This is a genomic window from Burkholderia sp. BCC1998 (assembly GCF_905339875.1).
Taxonomy (GTDB): Bacteria; Pseudomonadota; Gammaproteobacteria; order Burkholderiales; family Burkholderiaceae; genus Burkholderia.
The window spans coordinates 81,455-98,851 of the sequence record NZ_CAJPHE010000023.1; the positions used below are offsets into that span (position 1 = coordinate 81,455).

Sequence of the window (17,397 nt, forward strand, 5' to 3'; positions counted from 1 at the left end):
GGCGGCTGACCGTCGCCGTCATCGCGACTTCGGGCTGCGTGCGCAGCCCGGCATCCCGGACCGGCGCGACGCACGCGTCGGCCAGCCCGTCGAACGCTTCAACCCATCACCGCGGCAACGTCCGCAACGACGACGGCCCGCCCGACAGCGCGATGCGCTTGCCCGTATCGCGCAGTTTGCCGCCGTCCACCGCATACAGCGCGAGCTGCCGCTCGACGTTGAACTGCACGATCACGTGCCGGCTGTCGGCGGTAAACACGATGCCCTGCGCGGCTTCGCCGCCCGGCACTTCACTCGTCTGCACCGCACGGCCGTTGCGGATCTCGAACAGCACCACCTTGCCGAGCTTGTGGCGACCCGGGTTGTCGGGCGTCAGGTTCGAGCCGTCCATCGCCTGCACGGCTATCCACTTTCCGTCCGGCGAGATCGCGACGCCTTCCGGCAGCGACGGCACCGTCAGGTACTGGACCGTGCGGAACGGCGTGCGCGACACGTCGATCAGCGCGACCGAATCGGCATCGCCCGCGAGCGTGCCCGTATCGCGCGGCAGCCCCGCGAGCCCGACGTTGCTGACGACAGCCCAGCGATTGTCGCTCGACACGTCGATCGTGTAGGGCGCGACGCCCGTGCTCAGCCGCGTGCCGCTGTCGGTCACCTTGCCGTCGTCGACGTTCAGCACCGCGATGCCCTGCTCGTCGCGCAGCGACACGAGCGCATGCTTGCCGTCGTGCGTGAAACTGATCCCGGCGAGCCGCTTCTTGCCGATCTTCAGGTTGCCGTCGAGCGTCACCTGCGTTCCGTCGATCCGCAGGATCGACACGCTGCCGTCGACGTTCGCCGCCAGCGCGAGCCGGCCCGACCGATCGATCGCGATCCCCTGCGGGTGCGTGCCGAGTTCGATGCGCGTGATCGCCGGCGGCGACGCAGTGAGGTTCACGAGCTGCACAAACGTGTCGAACACGAGCTGTTTCGCGGTCTGGTCGTAGCGCGTCGGCGCGCCGACCAGCGCGAGCTTCGCGTCGGGTGCGATCGCGACGGCCTGCGGCGGGCCCTGGATGCCGTTCTCGACGTCGACCTGCAGCGCGACCTTCGGCGGAAACACGCTCGCGTCGAGCAGCGTCAGCGTGTCGGCGGGCGGCGACGCGAGATAGGTGTCGCGCCCTTCGACGCGCTGATACTTGCCGTCGTTGCCGGACACGATCCAGTCGGCCGCGTGCGCGGTGACGGCGGTGGTAGCGAGCGTCAGCGCGGCGAGCAGGCGGGCGCGACGAAGGCGAAAGCGATTCGAATGCATGGCGGTCGGTTCTCCGGATCGGTTGCGGATGCAAGGACTGGCACGACCCTGCTGCTCGACGGGTCGATGCCACCGCATGATGCACGAAAGCGCGCGAAACCGGCGTCTCGTGCCCGCCGCTCAGGTCGTGCGCACGCCCGCGCTGTCCCACCGGCCGACGTCGTCGAGCGGATACACGGGTCGCACGAGCCGCTCGTAGCGGAACAGCCCGTAGTCCGAACCGGTCACGCCGCGACTGTCGCACTCGACGAGCGCGGCCGCGATCGGCACGAACACCGGCCGGCAGTACATCCGCGACTTCAGCAGCAGGAATCGCGCGCGGCGCGGATCGATGCCGACGCTCTCGAACACGCCGAGATCCCACGGCTCCTGTGTGCGCTCGGTGACGACCAGCGTCGCGTCGCCGATATCGAGCACCGCCGCGCGGCCCATGTATGCGCGCTGGCCCGTATACGTCGGCCCGGTAATCACGTATTCGCCGTCGGTGATCGCGCGCACGATGCCCGTCGCCCGAAACGGCGCACGCCGCGCGCCGGCGTGCGACGGCATCCGGTTGCCGACCGGCACGGTCACGGTCGCGCCGACGCCCGCGTCGATCAGCGCCGCGACTGCATCCGGGTCGCACAGCGGCCCGCTGACGATCCCGTCGAGCCCCTGCGCGAGCGCCTCCTCCAGCAGGTCCATCGTGTCGCACGGGCCGCCCGACATGCAGTTGTCGCCGTGATCGAGCATCAGCACCGGACGGTCCGCACCGCGCGCCAGCGCCGCGGCCTGCGCGACCGGTTCCGCGAGCGGCGCGCTGCGGTAGACGAATTCGTCGCGTGCGTCCCAGATCTGCCGGGCGATGCGCTCGGCCACCGCGTCGGCCGCCGCGCGGTCGCCGTCGGCGACCACGACGATGCTGATGCACGGCGCGGGAATGTCAGCGAGCGAGAAGCCGGGCAGCACCGATACAGCCAGCATCCCGTCGGCTTCGGCCGCGCGCGCGGCCTCCACCGCGCGCCGCATCGCGCCTTCGGCGCTCGCGCTGCGCAGCGTCGACGTCATCAGCGGCGGCTGCCGCCACGCGAGCACGGGCCGAGCGCGGCCGTGCAGCCGGTCGAGCAGCACACGCGCCGCGTGCTCGCCGGTTTCGTACATGTCGACGTGCGGATAGGTCTTGAAGCTGACGATCACGTCCGCGTGATCGATCATCTTCTGCGTGACGTTCGCGTGCAGGTCGAGCGCGACCGCGATCGGCGCATCGGGCAGCGCGGCGCGCACGCGCGCGAGCAGGTCGCCCTCGCCGTCCGCGCTCTGCTCGGCGACCATCGCGCCGTGCAGGTCGAGCATCACCGCGTCGCAGCCGGGCGCGGCCGCGACGATCGCGTCGCAGATCGCCGCATACGCGTCGGCGGCAACCGGCCCGCTCGGGTTCGCGGCCGCCGACACCGGCGTGACGATCTCCGCGCCTGCGCGAGCCGCCGCATCGATGAACGCGGCCATCGCGGTGCGCATCCCGTGATTCGCGCGATACGCGTCGTCGCCCCAGTCGGGGCCGTTGCGGCCGAACGCGGCGAGCGGCGTCGGTACCGGCGAGAACGTATTGGTTTCGTGGTTCATCCGGGCGATCAGGATCTTCATCGCGTGGCGCCCGTCGCGTTCGCGGCCGTGCGGCAGCCGCCCGCTGTCGTGTCCTTCATCCGCATCGTCGAATTCCTCGCAATCGATGAAACGATGAAACGGCGCGGCACGCGCAGTGCAGCGCCGTCGCCCGAATCGCACCGCCGCGCGCCGGCTCGCGCGCCGGCACGAACCGCAGCGGCGGCGCGCGTCGCTCAAGCGTAACCGGTCGTGCCCTTCGTCTCCAGATATTCGACGAGGCCGAACTCCGCATACTCGCGTCCGTTGCCCGAACGCTTGTAGCCGCCGAACGGCGCGGCCGGGTTCCACGCCGGATAGTTGATGTGCACGTTGCCCACGCGCAAGCGCGCCGCGATCCGGCGGGCGCGCTCGAGATCCTTCGTCTGCACGTAAGCCGCGAGCCCGTAGACCGAATCGTTCGCGAGCGCCACGGCTTCATCCTCGGTCCGGTAGGTCAGGATCGACAGCACCGGCCCGAAGATCTCCTCGCGCGCGATCGTCATGTCCGGCGTGACGTTCGAAAACACCGTCGGCTTCACGTAGAAGCCGTCGCCGAGCCCGTCCGGACGACCGGGCCCGCCCGCGACGAGCGTCGCGCCCTCGTCGATGCCGCTCCGGATCAGCTGCTGGATGCGGTCGAACTGCGTGCGGCTGACGACCGGCCCGATGCCCGTTTCCGGCGAACGCGGATCGCCGACGACGGTGCGCGCAGCCTCATCGCGCGCCGCCGCCTCGGCCGCGGCCAGCTGATCGACGTGCACGAACATCCGCGTCGGCGCGTTGCACGACTGTCCGCTGTTGCTGAAGCAGCTGCGCGCGCCGCGCGTGACGGCATCCTCGATGTCGGCATCGGGCAGGATCAGGTTCGGACTCTTGCTGCCGAGTTCCTGGTGCACGCGCTTCACGGTATCGGCCGCGGCCTTCGCGACTTCGACACCGGCGCGCGTCGAGCCCGTAAACGACACCATGTCGACGTCCGGATGCCGCGACAGCGCATCGCCGACCTCATGCCCGTAGCCGTGCACGAGGTTGAACACGCCCGGCGGCACGCCGGCTTCGTGCAGGATCTCCGCGAACAGGATCGCGCTGAACGGCGCGATCTCGCTCGGCTTGAGCACCATCGTGCAGCCCGCCGCGAGCGCCGGCGCGACCTTGCAGACGATCTGGTTGATCGGCCAGTTCCACGGCGTGATCAGAGCGCACACACCGATCGGCTCGTGCGACACCAGCAGCGAATCGGTCTGCGTGCTGAACCGGAACGACTGCAGCGCGCGGATCGTCTGTTCGAGATGCGCGGTGCCGACCGCGGCCTGCATCGCGCGCGCGAACGCGATCGGCGCGCCCATCTCCTGGCTGATCGTGCGCGCGACTTCGTCGTAGCGGCGCCGGTAGATGTCGAGCACGCGCTGCAGCAGCGCGACGCGCGCGTCGACCGTCCAGCGCGAATACGCGTCGAATGCCCGCTTCGCCGCGCCGACCGCGCGGTCGACGTCAGCCGGCCCGCCGATCGCGAGCCGCGCATACGGCTTCGCGGTCGCCGGATCGATCACGTCGATCGCGCGCGCATCGGCCGGATCGCACCACTGTCCGGCGATATAGCTCTGTTGTGAGGTTCGCATCGAAGGCTCCTGGAATGACGAACGGTGCTGCCGCGCTCAGCGCGTCGCACGCGCGTAAGTGTCGGCGAGAATGTCGCGGATCTTCGCGACGAACCACACGATCTCGTCGCGCGACATCACGAGCGGCGGCGAGAACTGCACGATCGGCGTGCCTTCGTGGTCGACGCCCGCGCGGCACAACAGCCCGGCTTCGAAGATCGCGGGCGCGAGCAGCGTCGACACGAACGTCTGCGCGCTGATGCCGGCCGCCCAGCGGCGCGCGGCCTTGTCGGTCACGAGCTCGAGCGAGTAGTGGTAGCCGTCGCCGCGCACGTCGCCGACACACGGCAGCTCGAGCAGGCCGTCGAGCGTCTCGCGGAACACCGCCTCGTTGGCGCGGACGTTCGCGAGCACGCCTTCGCGCTCCATGATCGCCAGGTTCGCGAGCGCTGCCGTGCACGCGACCGGATGGCCGCCGTAGGTCGCGCCGTGCAGGAACATCTGCTGCGGGCCGGCGAGCACGGTGTCGACCACCGTGTCGCTCGCGATCACGCCGCCGAGCGGCACGTAGCCCGACGCGATCCCCTTCGCGAACGTGATGAGGTCCGGCTTCAGCCCGTAACGCGTCGACCCGAAATATTCGCCGAGCCGGCCGAACCCGCAGATCACTTCGTCGGCCACGAGCAGCACGCCGTGCCGGTCGCACAGCGCGCGCAGCCCCTGCGCATAACCGGCCGGCGGCGTCAGGCTGCCGCCCGCGTTCTGCAGCGGCTCGACGACGAGCGCGGCGACGGTGTCCGGCCCTTCCTGGACGATCAGCGCTTCGATCTCGTCGAGCAGATGGCGCGTGAACTGCGCCTCCGTCTCGCCTTCCGGCCGCCCGTAGCGCTTCGTATTGCTCACGTGCCGCACGCCCGCCATCAGCGGCTCGAAATGCTTGCGGAAGTTGGTCATCCCGTTCAGCGCGAGCGCGCCGAACGACGTGCCGTGATACGCGACGCGCCGCGCGATGAACTTGCGCCGCTGCGGCTCGCCGCGCGCCTGGTGATACTGGCGCACCAGCTTGATCGCCGATTCGTTCGACTCCGAGCCGCTCGACGTGAAGAACACGCGGTTCAGGCCGTCCGGCGCGAGCGCCGCGAGCTTGTGCGCGAGGCGGATCGCCGGTTCGTGGCCGTAGCCCCAGTTGGTCGCGAACGGCAGCCGCACCATCTGCTCGCGGATCGCGTCGCCGATCTCCGCGCCGTGGCTGTAACCGATCTGCACGCAGTACAGCCCGGCGAGCCCGTCGAAGTAGCGCTTGCCGTTGCGATCGACGAGCCAGCAGCCTTCGCCGCGGTCGAACACCGTCAGCGCGTGGTCGCGATACGCATCGGCGTGCGTGAAGTGCATCAGCAGATGGCGCTTGCCGAGCGCCTGCAGGTCCGCATCGAGATTGACGTCAATACCGTTCATGGGTCATTCCTCCTTCAGGGATTCGAGACCGGCGGCCCGCAGCCGGAAGCCGCCGGCCGGTTATTCAGTTCATCGACAGCGTCGGCGCCGGGCGCGTGAAGCCGCGCGTGAGCCACAGCAGCTGGCACAGCCCGATCGCGAGCCAGCCGATGCCGACGTAGAAGGTCTGGCGCGACAGGCCCGACCACAACCAGACGTTCATCGCGAAGCCGAGCGCCGGCACCGCGCCGAACCTGATCCAGCCCGCGAAGCGGCGATGTTCCGGGCGGCCGAGATAGCTGCGCATCACGCACAGGTTCACGACCGCGAACGCGACGAGCGCGCCGAAGCTGATCATCGTCGACGCGAGATCGAGCGAGATGAACAGCGCGGACAGCGACACGACGCCGACCGCGAGCGTCGCGCGCACCGGCGTGCGCAACCGTGCATGCAGGTGGCCGAACACGCGCTCGGGCAGCACCCGGTCGCGGCCCATCGCGAACAGCACGCGCGTGACGCTCGCCTGGCCGGCCATCGCGCTCGCGAAACAGCCGGCCACGTAGACCGCGACGAACAGCGCCGACAGCGTGCCGCCGCCGATGCGCCGCATCAGTTCGAGGCTGGCCGAATCGAGATCCTTGAACGCATGCCAGTCGGGGAACACCACCTGCCCCGCATACGCGATCAGCATGAACAGCAGGCCGCTCGCGAGCGTGCAGAGCAGGATCGCGCGCGGCACCGTGCGGCGCGGCTCGCGCGTTTCCTCCGACAGCGTCGACACCGCATCGAAACCGAGGAACGACAGGCACAGGATCGCGGACCCGGCGAAGATCGCCCGCGCGTCGCCCGACGACGGCAGCGCGAGCGTCGGCGCCAGCCCCTCGCCGGCCGCGACATGCGCGGCCGCCGCGACGAAGACCGCAATGAACACGAGCTGGCTCGCGATCAGGATCAGGTTCACGCGGTTGACGAGCCGGATGCCGACGATGTTCAGCCCGGTGACCAGCGCGATGCTCGCGACGATCCACACGCTGGCCGGCACGGCCGGGAACAGCTGTTTCATGTAGATGCCGATCGCGAGGTAGCTGATCATCGGGATGAACAGGTAGTCCATCAGCAGCGCCCAGCCGACCATGAAGCCGGCCGAGGTGCCGAAGTTGCGGCTCGCGAACGTATAGGCGGAACCGGCGCTCGGCATCAGCCGCGCCATGTGGCCGTAGCTGCGCGCGGTCAGCAGCATCGCGACCAACGTGACCGCATACGCGATCGTCAGGTGTCCGTTGGTTTCGCGCGTGACGATCCCGTAGGTCGTGAACACCGTCATCGGCAGCATGTATGCGAGGCCGAAGATCACCAGCGTGAACAGCCCGAGCGAATGCGCGGCGCGTGGCCCTGCGTCGGCGTGCCCGTCCGTGCGTGCCCGCACGTCGTCTGTCGCGGCGCTGGGCGTGCGCTGCTCCGGCCTGGTGTCTTTCATGCTGTCCTCACGTGGCGTGGTCCATGACATCAACACTCGTCTCGTCGGCAATGCAGGCAGTGCAGGCACTGCAGGCATTGCGCGATCCGGAAACGAGTGTGGTGCGCCAAAAAATCGACGACGAATGAGAAAAGCGGACGTAATCGGGGGATATTTCCGGACGCGTGGCGGGCGGCCGCCCCCCCGGTGATGCGTGCCCTCTGGCGTTTCGCGGACATTCCGGCTATGTTCTACGCGAACCCGTTGCCGCCCCTCGCCATGGACAGCAAGTCCCATCGACCCCAAAGCCGCGCCGAACGCAGCCTGCGTTCGGCGCTCGGCCTCGCGCGTCCGGCCGGACGCCAGGAAGACATTCCCGCCACCGTGCACGCGATCGCGGTCGCGCTCGACGAATGCCGCGTCCGGCACATCGACGGCGCCGCGCTGCTCGAGGGCACCGGCCTCGGCGCGGCCGAAGTCGCGTCGCCGAACCTGCACGTGAATCGCGGCCAGGAGCAGCGTTGCTTCCGCAACCTGCTGCGCTGCAGCGGCGTACCGTCGATCGGCCTGTCGATCGGCGCGCGGCTCCATGTGTCGACGCTCGGCCTCGCCGGGTACGCGATGCTGATCAGCGGCTCCGTGATGCAGGCGTTCCGGTGCATGAGCCAGTTTCCGCTGTTCATGGGGCTGTATTTCGACGTGCGCGTGCACGCGCACGCGGACGGGATGAGCGTGACGATCGGCCGCTACAACGGCGAACCCGACCTCGAGGTGTTCCAGACCGACATGTGCCTGTCGAGCCTGCGCCTGATCGTGTCCGATCTGGTCGGCAAGCCGGTATGGCCCGCGCAGCTGCATCTCGCCCGCCGCACGCCGCGCAACGGCGCGGACTACGCGCGCCACTTCGACTGCCCGGTCACGTTCAATGCGGGCGAGAACCGGCTCGTGTTCACGAGCGTGAACGGCACGGAAGCCCCGCGGCTCGCGAACGAAGTCAGCTTCAATGCGCTGCACGGGCAATGCGAAGCGCTCGAACGGCAGTGGGCCGCGTCGGTCGGCACGCGTTTCGCCGATCGCGCGAAGGAGTTGATGGCGCGCGACCTCGCGCGCTTCAAGTCGATGACGTCGCTCGCGAACGCGCTGCACCTGACCGAGCGCACCTTGCGACGCCGGCTCGACAAGGACGGCATCACGTTTCAGTCGCTGCTCGACGACGTGCGTCGCCAGGAGGCGGTACGGCTGCTCGACGAGCCGGCGCTGAGCGTCGCCGCGATCGCGGAGCGGCTCGGCTACAGCGAGCCGCGCAGCTTCCGCCATGCGTACCGGCGCTGGACCGGCAAGACGCCGCGCGCCGGCGCGAACGACTGAAATCGCGCGGCACGCGAACGTCAGCCACTCCGCGCCGTACCGGCACTTCCGGGCCTCGTCATGGGCAACGCGCGCCCGCGCAAAGGCAAGGCGAAAAACGCTTGCCCTTGAACTTCACTTAAAGGTTACGGTTTGCCTCGGCAAGCGTATCGAGGCCATGGGTATGTGTCCTGCCATCCGACAAAATGGCGGCGCGTCGATTCCTGTCGACCCGGACGCGTGCGCCACGCGCTCAAAGCACCTCGAAACGCAACCCGGCATGACGCACGAGGCGCTCGACGAAGCGCTCGTCGAACATCGTCGCGGGCGTCCAGAAGCCCCCGCCGCGCCCGGTCTTCTCGCCGTCGCGGCTGCAATCCAGCGCGAGGCTGAGCGCGGCCTGCCCCAGCATCTTCCCGGTCGAGCCGTAGCCCGGATCGCGATCGCCGGTGACTTTCACGCGCAGCGTCCGCCCGTCGTCGGCGCGCCCGAAGAAGCGCAGGTCGAAACGGCCGGCCAGTTGCGCGGCGACGCTCGGCCCCTCGCCGGGCTTCGGCAGCAGGAAGCGCTCCATCAGGCTGCGCACCGGCTTGACGAGAACGCCCGCCATGAACGCGCCGAGGCCGGCCATCATCGCGAGCGCGGCGAGGCGGCCCTTGAAGCCCGTGCCCGTGATGACCGCCTCGTCATACGCGAACCGGCTGCCGTACGCATCGTCCGCGAGCGCGTTCGAGCGATGCACGACGCGCTCGTTGATGGCCGCCATCACGAACGGCGCAATCCACGTGCCGCCGTCGCGATCGAATTCCGCCGACCGGACCGCGTGCTGCCGCACCGTAAAGCGATGATCGTTCGGACACAGCGCATACGGATCGAGCAGTTCGCGGCGCAACGCGGGATCGGCCGCGGCTTCGCGCACGACGTTGATCACGCTCGCGACCGTTCCGCCCGACGCGCCGCCCTTCAGCGTCTTCACGCGCATCTTCACCTGCGTGGCCGGCCGGCCCCACTGCCGCCGCGCGTGCTGCTGCAGGAACAGGACGCCGATGTCCGACGGCACCGAATCGAAACCGCAGCAATGCACGATGCGCGCGCCCGATTGCCTGGCCGCCGGTTCGTACCGTTCGATCATCCGCTTGATCCACTGCGTCTCGCCGGTGAGATCGCAGTAGTCCGTGCCGGTCTGCGCGCAGATCCGCACCAGCGGCTCGCCATACAGTGCGTACGGGCCGACGGTCGACACGACGACGCGCGTGCGCTCGCACAACGCAAGCAACCGCGCTTCGTCGGCGGCATCGGCCACGATGATCGGCAGCGCCTGCCATGCGGCGCCCAGCGCGCCCCTGACCTGCCGGAGCTTCGCCTCGGAGCGGCCGGCGATCGCCCAGCGCAGCGTTTCTCCGCTGCCCGACAGGTATTCGGACAGGTAGCGCGTCAGGATCTGCCCGACGAAGCTGGTGGCACCGAATACGACGAGATCCAGATCACGGGTCGGCTGGGTCATCGATGCTTCCTCCGAAACGGGTGGTTACGAGCAGCCGGATTCATCGAACGGGTTCATTGAACGTTCCCCAATGGCGTCGGCAGATTCAGCACCAGCTGGGCATCCTTGACCACGTCGAACCGCACGATGGTGGATACACCGAGCCCGTCGAGCAGCTGACTCAGCGGCCCACCGTGCCGCACCAGCTCGATGCCGCGCGGCAACACGCGCTGTGCGAACGATAGCGTATTGGTCTGCACCGAACTCTGGTGCCACATGCCGTCGACGAGATTGACCATGGTATTCGTGCCCATCCGCGACTGCGACGGCACGTCGATCAGCGGTCGGACCCACGCGCGACGCGACCTGACGCTTCGGAATCCGACGGAAAAAATCGATGTTCCCCGCGGCGGGATCCCGCGCGACCGCATCGAGATCCGGATTCATCCGGAACCGGTCGTAGTACCCGCCTTCGGGCACATCGACCTTGTGTGGCCCGAATTCGACCTGTGTAAAGCGCCTGTCCATCTGCGTTGCCTCTCGTCGAAGATTGATCGTCGCAGGCAACGTGCGGGCCTGCTGATTCGCTACTGTCAGCAGGCACTCTAAGATTCAACCCGACTTCAAGGTCAAGGCCTCGACTAGAGGAAGCGGTCGGAACGCGCGGCCGCGATGTGATCGGCCGCAACATAGCCGAACGTCATCGCCGGCCCGATCGTCGAGCCGGGGCCCGGGTAGGTCTTGCCCATCACGGCCGCCGATGTGTTGCCGAGCGCATAGAGGCCGTCGATCACCGAACCGTCGGAACGCAGCACGCGCGCATGCGCATCGGTACGCAAGCCGCCCTTCGTGCCGATCTCGCCCGGGTCGACCCGCAGCGCATAGAACGGCGCACGCTCGATCGGCCCGAGGCATGGATTCGGCTTCGACGACGAATCGCCGTAATAGCGATCGAACAGGTTGCCGCCCTTGCCGAATTCGGTATCGATGCCGGTGAGCGCGTAACCGTTCATCCGCTCGACCGTCTGCGCGAGCCCCTGCGCATCCACGCCGATCTTCGCGGCCAGCTCGGCCAGCGTGCCCGCGCGATAGATGACGGAGTCGAGCCAGCCGGGCGGGATCCTGCTGTCCGGCTGCACGCTGCCGGGCAGCAGCACGCCGCACGGATAACGCTTGCGATATTCGGCATCGAAGATCAGCCACGCGGGCACGTTGGCCTGCGTGTTCGCATGGTCCGCATACATCGCGTGGATCACGTCCGGATACGGCGCCGATTCGTTGACGAAGCGCCGCCCGAGCCGGTTGACCATCACGCAGCGCGGCGCCGAGCGCTCGACGAACAGCCCGCGCTGCTTCTCCTCGCCCGGCACGCGCACCGTCGGCACGCCCCAGACGAAGCCCATCAGCGCGACGTCGGCCCCGAGCGCGAGCCCCGCGCGGATGCCGTCGCCGGTGTTGATCGGCGGCGCCGCGCTCCACTCCGCGCGCGTCGGCTTCGGCAGATATTGGTCGCGCATCGCCTGGTTCGCCTCGAATCCGCCGCACGCGAGCACGACGCCATGCGTCGCACGGATGCCGAACGGCCGGCCGTCGCGCTCGACGACCACACCGTTCACGCGTGCGCCATCGGTGTGCAGCGAGCGCATCGGCGTTGCGAGCCACAGCGCGATGCCGCGCTGCTCGAGCGCCGCGCGCAGGCTCGCGACGAGCGCATTGCCGAGCGTCAGGCGCCGGTCGCGCGGCGTGCGGCGCCGCCATTTGAAATCGGTGGCATAGCGCAGCATCAGGCGCGCGGCGAGCCGCAGCCAGCCGCGCTCCTTCGTGAGGATCGTGTGCGCCTCGATCTGCGTCATCGCGACGCGCCCGCCGATCAGCGTCGCCGGCGAAGGCGCGCGCAACGTGTCGAAATGCGCGCCGAGACGCGCGGCATCGAACGCCGCCGGCTCCATCGTCCGGTAGCCGGGCTTGCCGCCCTTGCGGTCCGGGTAGTAGTCGGGATAACGCGGCACCGCATTGAACCGCGTGTGCGCGTGCTTCGCGAGATACGCGACCATCTTCGGGCCGTTGTCGAGATACGCATCGATGCGCTGCGCGTCGAAATCCTCGCCGACCACGTCGCGCAAATACATGATTGCTTCGTCATACGAATCGCTGCCGCCGAGCGCGGCGATCTGGTCGTTGCACGGAATCCAGATGCCGCCGCCGGACACCGCCGTGGTGCCGCCATAGACGGTGCTCTTCTCGACCACCAGTACCGACAGCCCCTGGTCATGCGCGCGCAGCGCCGCCGTCATCGCGCCCGCGCCGGAACCGACCACCACCACGTCGTACGTGGCGTCGCCGAACGAATCGTGTCGATCGTCGTACATGATCGCCTCCGCTCAGATCGTGGCAAGGCAGCTTGCCGCATCGGCCGGCACGTCGGCGAGCTGGCGCCAGGCGCCGTGCTCGCCGCGGTATTCGTGCACCTCGACGCTCGCGTGCCGCGCGGGCAGCTCGCCCACGTCCGTGTAGAACTGCTGGTACCACTGGCGCAGCCGATAGATCGGGCCGTCGCCTTCGCACAGCAGCGGATTGTCGACGCGCGTCTTGTGGTCCCAGATCGCGACGTCCTCGCGGAATGCCGACTGCGCGGCCAGCACGTAGCCGTCGACCATCGCGCGATTCCGTTCTTCCGTCAGCGCCGGATTCTTCTCGACCATCACGCCGAAGCGCAGCTCGAAGCTGTTCGTGTCGATCGGCACGTGGCTGTTGAGCAGGATCGACCTGAGCGGCTGCCCCTGCGCTTCACCCGTCATCAGCGTGACGTGGTATGCCGGGCCGAAGTAGGCCGAGTCGGCCGTCAACCCGCCGCTGCCGGCCAGCCGCGTGCTGCCGCCGCGCAGCTTCTGGTAGGCCACCGGGCCCGCGAACGTGTTGCAGAAGTAGTCGATCGGCGCGCCATGCACGGGGCCGAAGTGCGCCATGTCGGACTGGTTGTCGATCAGCTCGCGGCAGTTCGTGTCGATCACCCACTTGACGATCGCCCAGTCGCTCCACGCATCGGAGAAACACGCGTCGATGCGCGGAATCTCGACCGCCGGATCGGGCCCATTGCCCTCCGGATCGTTCCACACGAACAGCAGGCGGTTCTGCTCCATCACCGGCCACGACTTGATGCGCGCCTTCGGCGGGATGCGCTGCGAATACGGAATCGCAGTGCAGGCGCCGTCGCCGGCCCACGACCAGCCGTGAAACGGACACACGAGCGCGTTGCCGTCGACGTGGCCGCGCCCGAGGTCGGCGCCCATGTGCGGGCAGTAGCCGTCGAGGATTCGCAACTGCCCGTCCTCGCCCTGGAACACCGCCACGCGCGTGCCGAAGATCGACAGGCCGTGCGCGCGGCCGTCGCGGTAGTCGTCGGCGAGCCGGAGGCAATGCCAGCCGCGCGCGTAGCGCGCGTCGATGGGTGCGGCATGAATCCGGTGAACGGGATGCCGGGTGGCCGGCGCGGATGATTCGGTCATGGATCGTCTCCTTCCAGTCGAAAGGCGCAGCCCTGCACTGCGTGGCGGACCGTGCCGGGAACACACCGGGCAGGTCGATGCACCCGGCGCTATGTCACACACTGCTTATTTTGTGACGCATAATGGCACAAATTCCATTTTTGTGACAACGTGTGCGAAAATTCCGAACCGAGGTATTCGATCGGCTCATCGGCACACGCCGCGCGACGCACGGCAACGAGGAAAGGTATGGATCGGCAACTGCGCTGGGGCGACGCCAGCAGGATGGACAGCGTCAATGACGGGCGAAGCGCGATCCTGCGCGCCACGCTCGACGCGATGATCGAGCACGGGATCGACCGTTTGTCGATCGACGACGTCGCACGCCGCGCGAACATTTCGCGGCGCACGCTGTACCGCTACTTCGGCACGAAAAAGGAGCTGATCCAGGGCGTGATCGGCATCCAGAACGCCGAGTTCTTCGACGAGATGCAGCGCGCGCTCACCGCCTTCGAGCACGACTTCGAGGCCTACTGCGAAGAGAGCGTGTGCTTCGCGGTGCGCTATCGCGACCGTCATCACGGCGGCTTTCACCACAACTATCTGGCCACGAGCCTGTCCACCGACGTATTCGGCTACATCGTCGAGAACATCGCGCCGATGTGGCAGCGCGTGCTCGAAAAGCCGTACCGTGAATACGTCGCCGTGCACGGCGCTCGGGTGCCCGCGCTCGACGACATCATCGCGCTGATCAGCCGTATCGGGCTCGCGTACTGCCTGGTTCCGGCTGACGAGCAGGCGATGCGCGCGCAGATGCGCATCCTGTGGACGTTCCAGCGCGAGCCGGCCGGCAAGCCGGTCGCGGCCCGGATGAAGGCCGCGCGCTGAGCGGCGGCGCCCGCGCGATGTCGCGCAGCCCGGCCGATACCATCCGATACCGGCCTCGAACATTTCAACTCACACCGGACTACCCCATGACGACCTGCGGAGTTTCCGTCTCCGGCCGAACGCTCGATCGCGCCGACCTGCTGCTTCTCGTCGAAGGCTCGCCTGCGCCGCTTCGTCTCGAAGACTGCGATCTCGAAGGTGCGGACCTGTCGCGGCTCGATTTGCGCGGCGTGCGATTCGAGCGCTGTGCGCTCGCGGAAGCGTCGTTCGTCGGCGCGACGCTCGCGCAGACCGCCTGGATTCGCTGCCGCGCGCGCCAGACGAGCTTCGCGTCGGCCGACCTCGAGGACGCGCAGTTTCAGTCCTGCGATCTCAACAACACGAGCTGGCGCCGCAGCAAGCTCGGCTCGGCGCGCTTCGACGAATGCAGGCTGACCGGCGCCGACTTCGAGGAATGCAAGTCGCTCGGCATCGAATTCGCGAACACGTTGCTGGTCGGCGCGAGCCTGCGCCGCTTCTCGTTCCGGAAAACGCGGCTCGTGGCACTCGACTTCGCGGATGCCGATCTCGCCGGCACGGACTTTCGCGACGCCGTGTTCGAAGGCGGCAGCCTGCGCAACGCGCATCTGAACGACGCCCGGTTCGACGGGGCCGACCTGCGCGACGTGGAGCTCGGCGGCACGCCGAAGCTGCTCGCGTCGGGCGTGCTGCGCGGCGCGACCATCTCGTATGACCAGGCCGCGATGCTGATCGAGAATCTGGGGATCCGGGTCGCCTGACGACCGCACGCGCGTTGCTTCGCCCCGCGGCCGACATGCGCGACGCCGGCCGCGAACCGCGCATGTCGCGTGAGCTGCCGGCAATCTGTCGAATATTCTCATCACTTCGACCGCATCCCGAACGGCACACGTCACGCACGCCTCGGCGCTCACGCTCGACGACCCGATCCGTCGACGCGCGAATCACTAGGGAAAATCCGGAGACATCCTTACAGCGATTTACCTGATGATTCACGGGAACGCGATGTTTCGGCGATTTCGCTTTGCATCATGCTTTCGTTTTGCTTGACGGTCCCGATGCCCCCGCGCGGCAAATGCGACGATCGACACGTGAAACGGCCAGCGTCCGCGAGTCGCCAGGTGTTCAATACTTTCAACAACCCGGTCGAGAGCAATCGTGAGAATCCGTGGCCCGCTGGTGCGGTGGAGACGAGGCGATGCGCGCAACGTGCGTGCATCGATCTCGTCCACCGACGACAGTGACCGCCGGCAAAGTCCTCGCCTGCATCTGTCGATCTACACCATCCTGTCCCGCCGTTCCGTCCGCCGTCACAACGCCGTCGCCGCGCGCGCATACGTCGCGATCCACACCGACGACGTGGCGTCGCTGCTGCCTTAGCGCCCCCCCTCCGTTCCGTTCGACCTGCGCATCGTGTCGCGTGACTCACGACAGGATCGGCTCGCGTTGCGTGTCGGCACGATTCGCTGCGCAGACCGAACGGACTCCTGATCATCATGCGCCGCCGGTGTTCGTTTCGCGCGCCGGCCGGTTGCACACGTCCATCCCTTGAACCGTGGCGCGGCGAGCAGCCAACCGCCGAGCCCCCCGATACGAACGACAAGCCATGCAACTCCGCACCCTTCGCCGCACCATCGCAACCGCCGCCATGATGTCCGTCGCGGGCATCGCCGCCGTCGTCACCCCACACGCCCGGGCCGCCGGCGAGCTGAACATCTACAACTGGTCCGACTACATCGCGCCGGACACGATCCCGAATTTCCAGAAGCAGACCGGCCTGCACGTGCGCTACGACAACTACGACAGCGACGACACGCTGCAGGCGAAACTGCTGTCGGGCAACTCCGGCTACGACATCGTCGTGCCGACGTCGAACTACATGGCCAAGCAGATCCAGGCAAACGTCTACCAGCCGCTGGACAAGACGAAGCTGCCGAACCTGTCGAACCTCGATCCGCTGCTGATGAAGATGGTCGCCGACGCCGATCCGGGCAACCAGTACGGCGTGCCGTGGGCGTATGGCACCGACGGCATCGGCTACAACGTGCAGGCGGTGAAGAAGGCGCTCAGCGACAAGGCGCCGGTCGACAGCTGGGCGCTGGTGTTCGACCCGGCCAACATGGCGAAGCTGAAGAGCTGCGGCGTATCGTTTCTCGACCAGGCCGTCGACGTGTTCGCCGCGACGCTGCAGTACATGGGCAAGGATCCGAACAGCACGAATCCGGCCGATTACCGCGCCGCGTACGAGGTGCTCAAGAAGGTGCGCCCGTACATCACGCAGTTCAACTCGTCGGGTTACATCAACGATCTCGCGAACAACGACCTGTGCGTGTCGTTCGGCTATTCCGGCGACGTCGGCATCGCGCATCGCCGTGCGGCGGAAGCGAAGCGTCCGTACGAGGTCCGCTTCGCGAATCCGCGGGAAGGCGGGCTGCTGTGGTTCGACATGATGGTGATTCCGAAGGATGCGCCGAACCGCGATGCCGCGCTGAAGTGGATCAACTACCTGCAGGACCCGAAGGTCAACGCGGGGATCACCAACGCGGTGTTCTACCCGACCGCGAACAAGGCCGCGCGCCAGTTCGTGAAGCCCGCGATCGCGCGCGATCCGTCGGTCTATCCGGCCGACGAGGTGCTGAGCAAGATGACGCTGCTCAAGCCGATGCCGCCCGAGATTCGCCGGCTTCAGAACAGGTTGTGGGCGCAACTGAAGACGGGGCGCTGACCAGCGCGGGACGGCCAGTCGAGCCGCACCGACAGATCGCCAGCAC

General features: G+C 68.1%; 13 protein-coding genes and 1 pseudogene. 5 read left to right on the top strand and 9 right to left on the bottom strand.

What is annotated here, in order from left to right:
* Positions 1-106: 106 nt before the first annotated feature.
* From U5A56_RS30335 to U5A56_RS30355, 5 genes are all read right to left on the bottom strand, one after another.
* Positions 107-1,294, bottom strand: coding sequence for a beta-propeller fold lactonase family protein (locus tag U5A56_RS30335; RefSeq protein WP_321926140.1), 1,188 nt, complete (start codon positions 1,292-1,294; stop codon positions 107-109).
* A 120-nt stretch (positions 1,295-1,414) separates the two neighbouring features.
* Positions 1,415-2,917, bottom strand: a complete 1,503-nt coding sequence (locus U5A56_RS30340; protein ID WP_321926142.1) for a M81 family metallopeptidase — start codon at positions 2,915-2,917, stop codon at positions 1,415-1,417.
* A 194-nt stretch (positions 2,918-3,111) separates the two neighbouring features.
* Complete coding sequence (locus U5A56_RS30345) at positions 3,112-4,536, bottom strand: aldehyde dehydrogenase family protein (RefSeq protein ID WP_321926143.1); 1,425 nt, start codon at positions 4,534-4,536, stop codon at positions 3,112-3,114.
* A 36-nt stretch (positions 4,537-4,572) separates the two neighbouring features.
* Positions 4,573-5,970 (bottom strand): aspartate aminotransferase family protein, encoded by a 1,398-nt coding sequence (locus U5A56_RS30350; RefSeq protein ID WP_321926145.1) that lies wholly within the window; start codon positions 5,968-5,970, stop codon positions 4,573-4,575.
* Positions 5,971-6,034: 64 nt separating this feature from the next.
* A complete protein-coding gene (locus U5A56_RS30355) occupies positions 6,035-7,426 on the bottom strand; it encodes an APC family permease (protein WP_321926147.1) in 1,392 nt (463 codons plus the stop codon).
* A 258-nt stretch (positions 7,427-7,684) separates the two neighbouring features.
* Here U5A56_RS30355 and U5A56_RS30360 point away from each other — a divergent pair, with 258 nt between their 5' ends.
* Complete coding sequence (locus U5A56_RS30360; protein ID WP_044847711.1) at positions 7,685-8,773, top strand: AraC family transcriptional regulator; 1,089 nt, start codon at positions 7,685-7,687, stop codon at positions 8,771-8,773.
* Between the two features lie 232 nt (positions 8,774-9,005).
* Here U5A56_RS30360 and U5A56_RS30365 read toward each other — a convergent pair whose 3' ends face one another.
* From U5A56_RS30365 to U5A56_RS30380, 4 genes and pseudogenes are all read right to left on the bottom strand, one after another.
* The gene (locus tag U5A56_RS30365) at positions 9,006-10,256 is read right to left on the bottom strand and encodes a saccharopine dehydrogenase family protein (RefSeq protein ID WP_321926149.1); all 1,251 of its coding nucleotides are present in this window, start codon (positions 10,254-10,256) and stop codon (positions 9,006-9,008) included.
* 53 nt (positions 10,257-10,309) lie between these two features.
* Positions 10,310-10,763, bottom strand: a pseudogene (locus U5A56_RS30370) (hypothetical protein).
* A gap of 113 nt (positions 10,764-10,876) precedes the next feature.
* Positions 10,877-12,604, bottom strand: a complete 1,728-nt coding sequence (locus U5A56_RS30375) for an FAD-dependent oxidoreductase (RefSeq protein ID WP_321926150.1) — start codon at positions 12,602-12,604, stop codon at positions 10,877-10,879.
* A 12-nt stretch (positions 12,605-12,616) separates the two neighbouring features.
* Positions 12,617-13,741: a Rieske 2Fe-2S domain-containing protein gene (locus tag U5A56_RS30380; protein ID WP_321926152.1), complete on the bottom strand. Its 1,125-nt coding sequence runs from the start codon at positions 13,739-13,741 to the stop codon at positions 12,617-12,619.
* A 228-nt stretch (positions 13,742-13,969) separates the two neighbouring features.
* Between U5A56_RS30380 and U5A56_RS30385 the strand changes: the two genes are divergently transcribed.
* The 4 genes from U5A56_RS30385 to U5A56_RS30400 all read left to right on the top strand — a co-directional run bounded on the left by U5A56_RS30385 (position 13,970) and on the right by U5A56_RS30400 (position 17,351).
* Positions 13,970-14,608, top strand: coding sequence for a TetR/AcrR family transcriptional regulator (locus U5A56_RS30385; RefSeq protein ID WP_124488064.1), 639 nt, complete (start codon positions 13,970-13,972; stop codon positions 14,606-14,608).
* Positions 14,609-14,694: 86 nt separating this feature from the next.
* A complete protein-coding gene (locus U5A56_RS30390; protein ID WP_321926154.1) occupies positions 14,695-15,387 on the top strand; it encodes a pentapeptide repeat-containing protein in 693 nt (230 codons plus the stop codon).
* Between the two features lie 448 nt (positions 15,388-15,835).
* Positions 15,836-16,006: a hypothetical protein gene (locus tag U5A56_RS30395; RefSeq protein WP_193759844.1), complete on the top strand. Its 171-nt coding sequence runs from the start codon at positions 15,836-15,838 to the stop codon at positions 16,004-16,006.
* 268 nt (positions 16,007-16,274) lie between these two features.
* On the top strand, positions 16,275-17,351 hold the full coding sequence (locus tag U5A56_RS30400) for a polyamine ABC transporter substrate-binding protein (protein WP_415749244.1): 1,077 nt from the start codon (positions 16,275-16,277) through the stop codon (positions 17,349-17,351).
* The last annotated feature ends 46 nt before the right edge of the window (positions 17,352-17,397 follow it).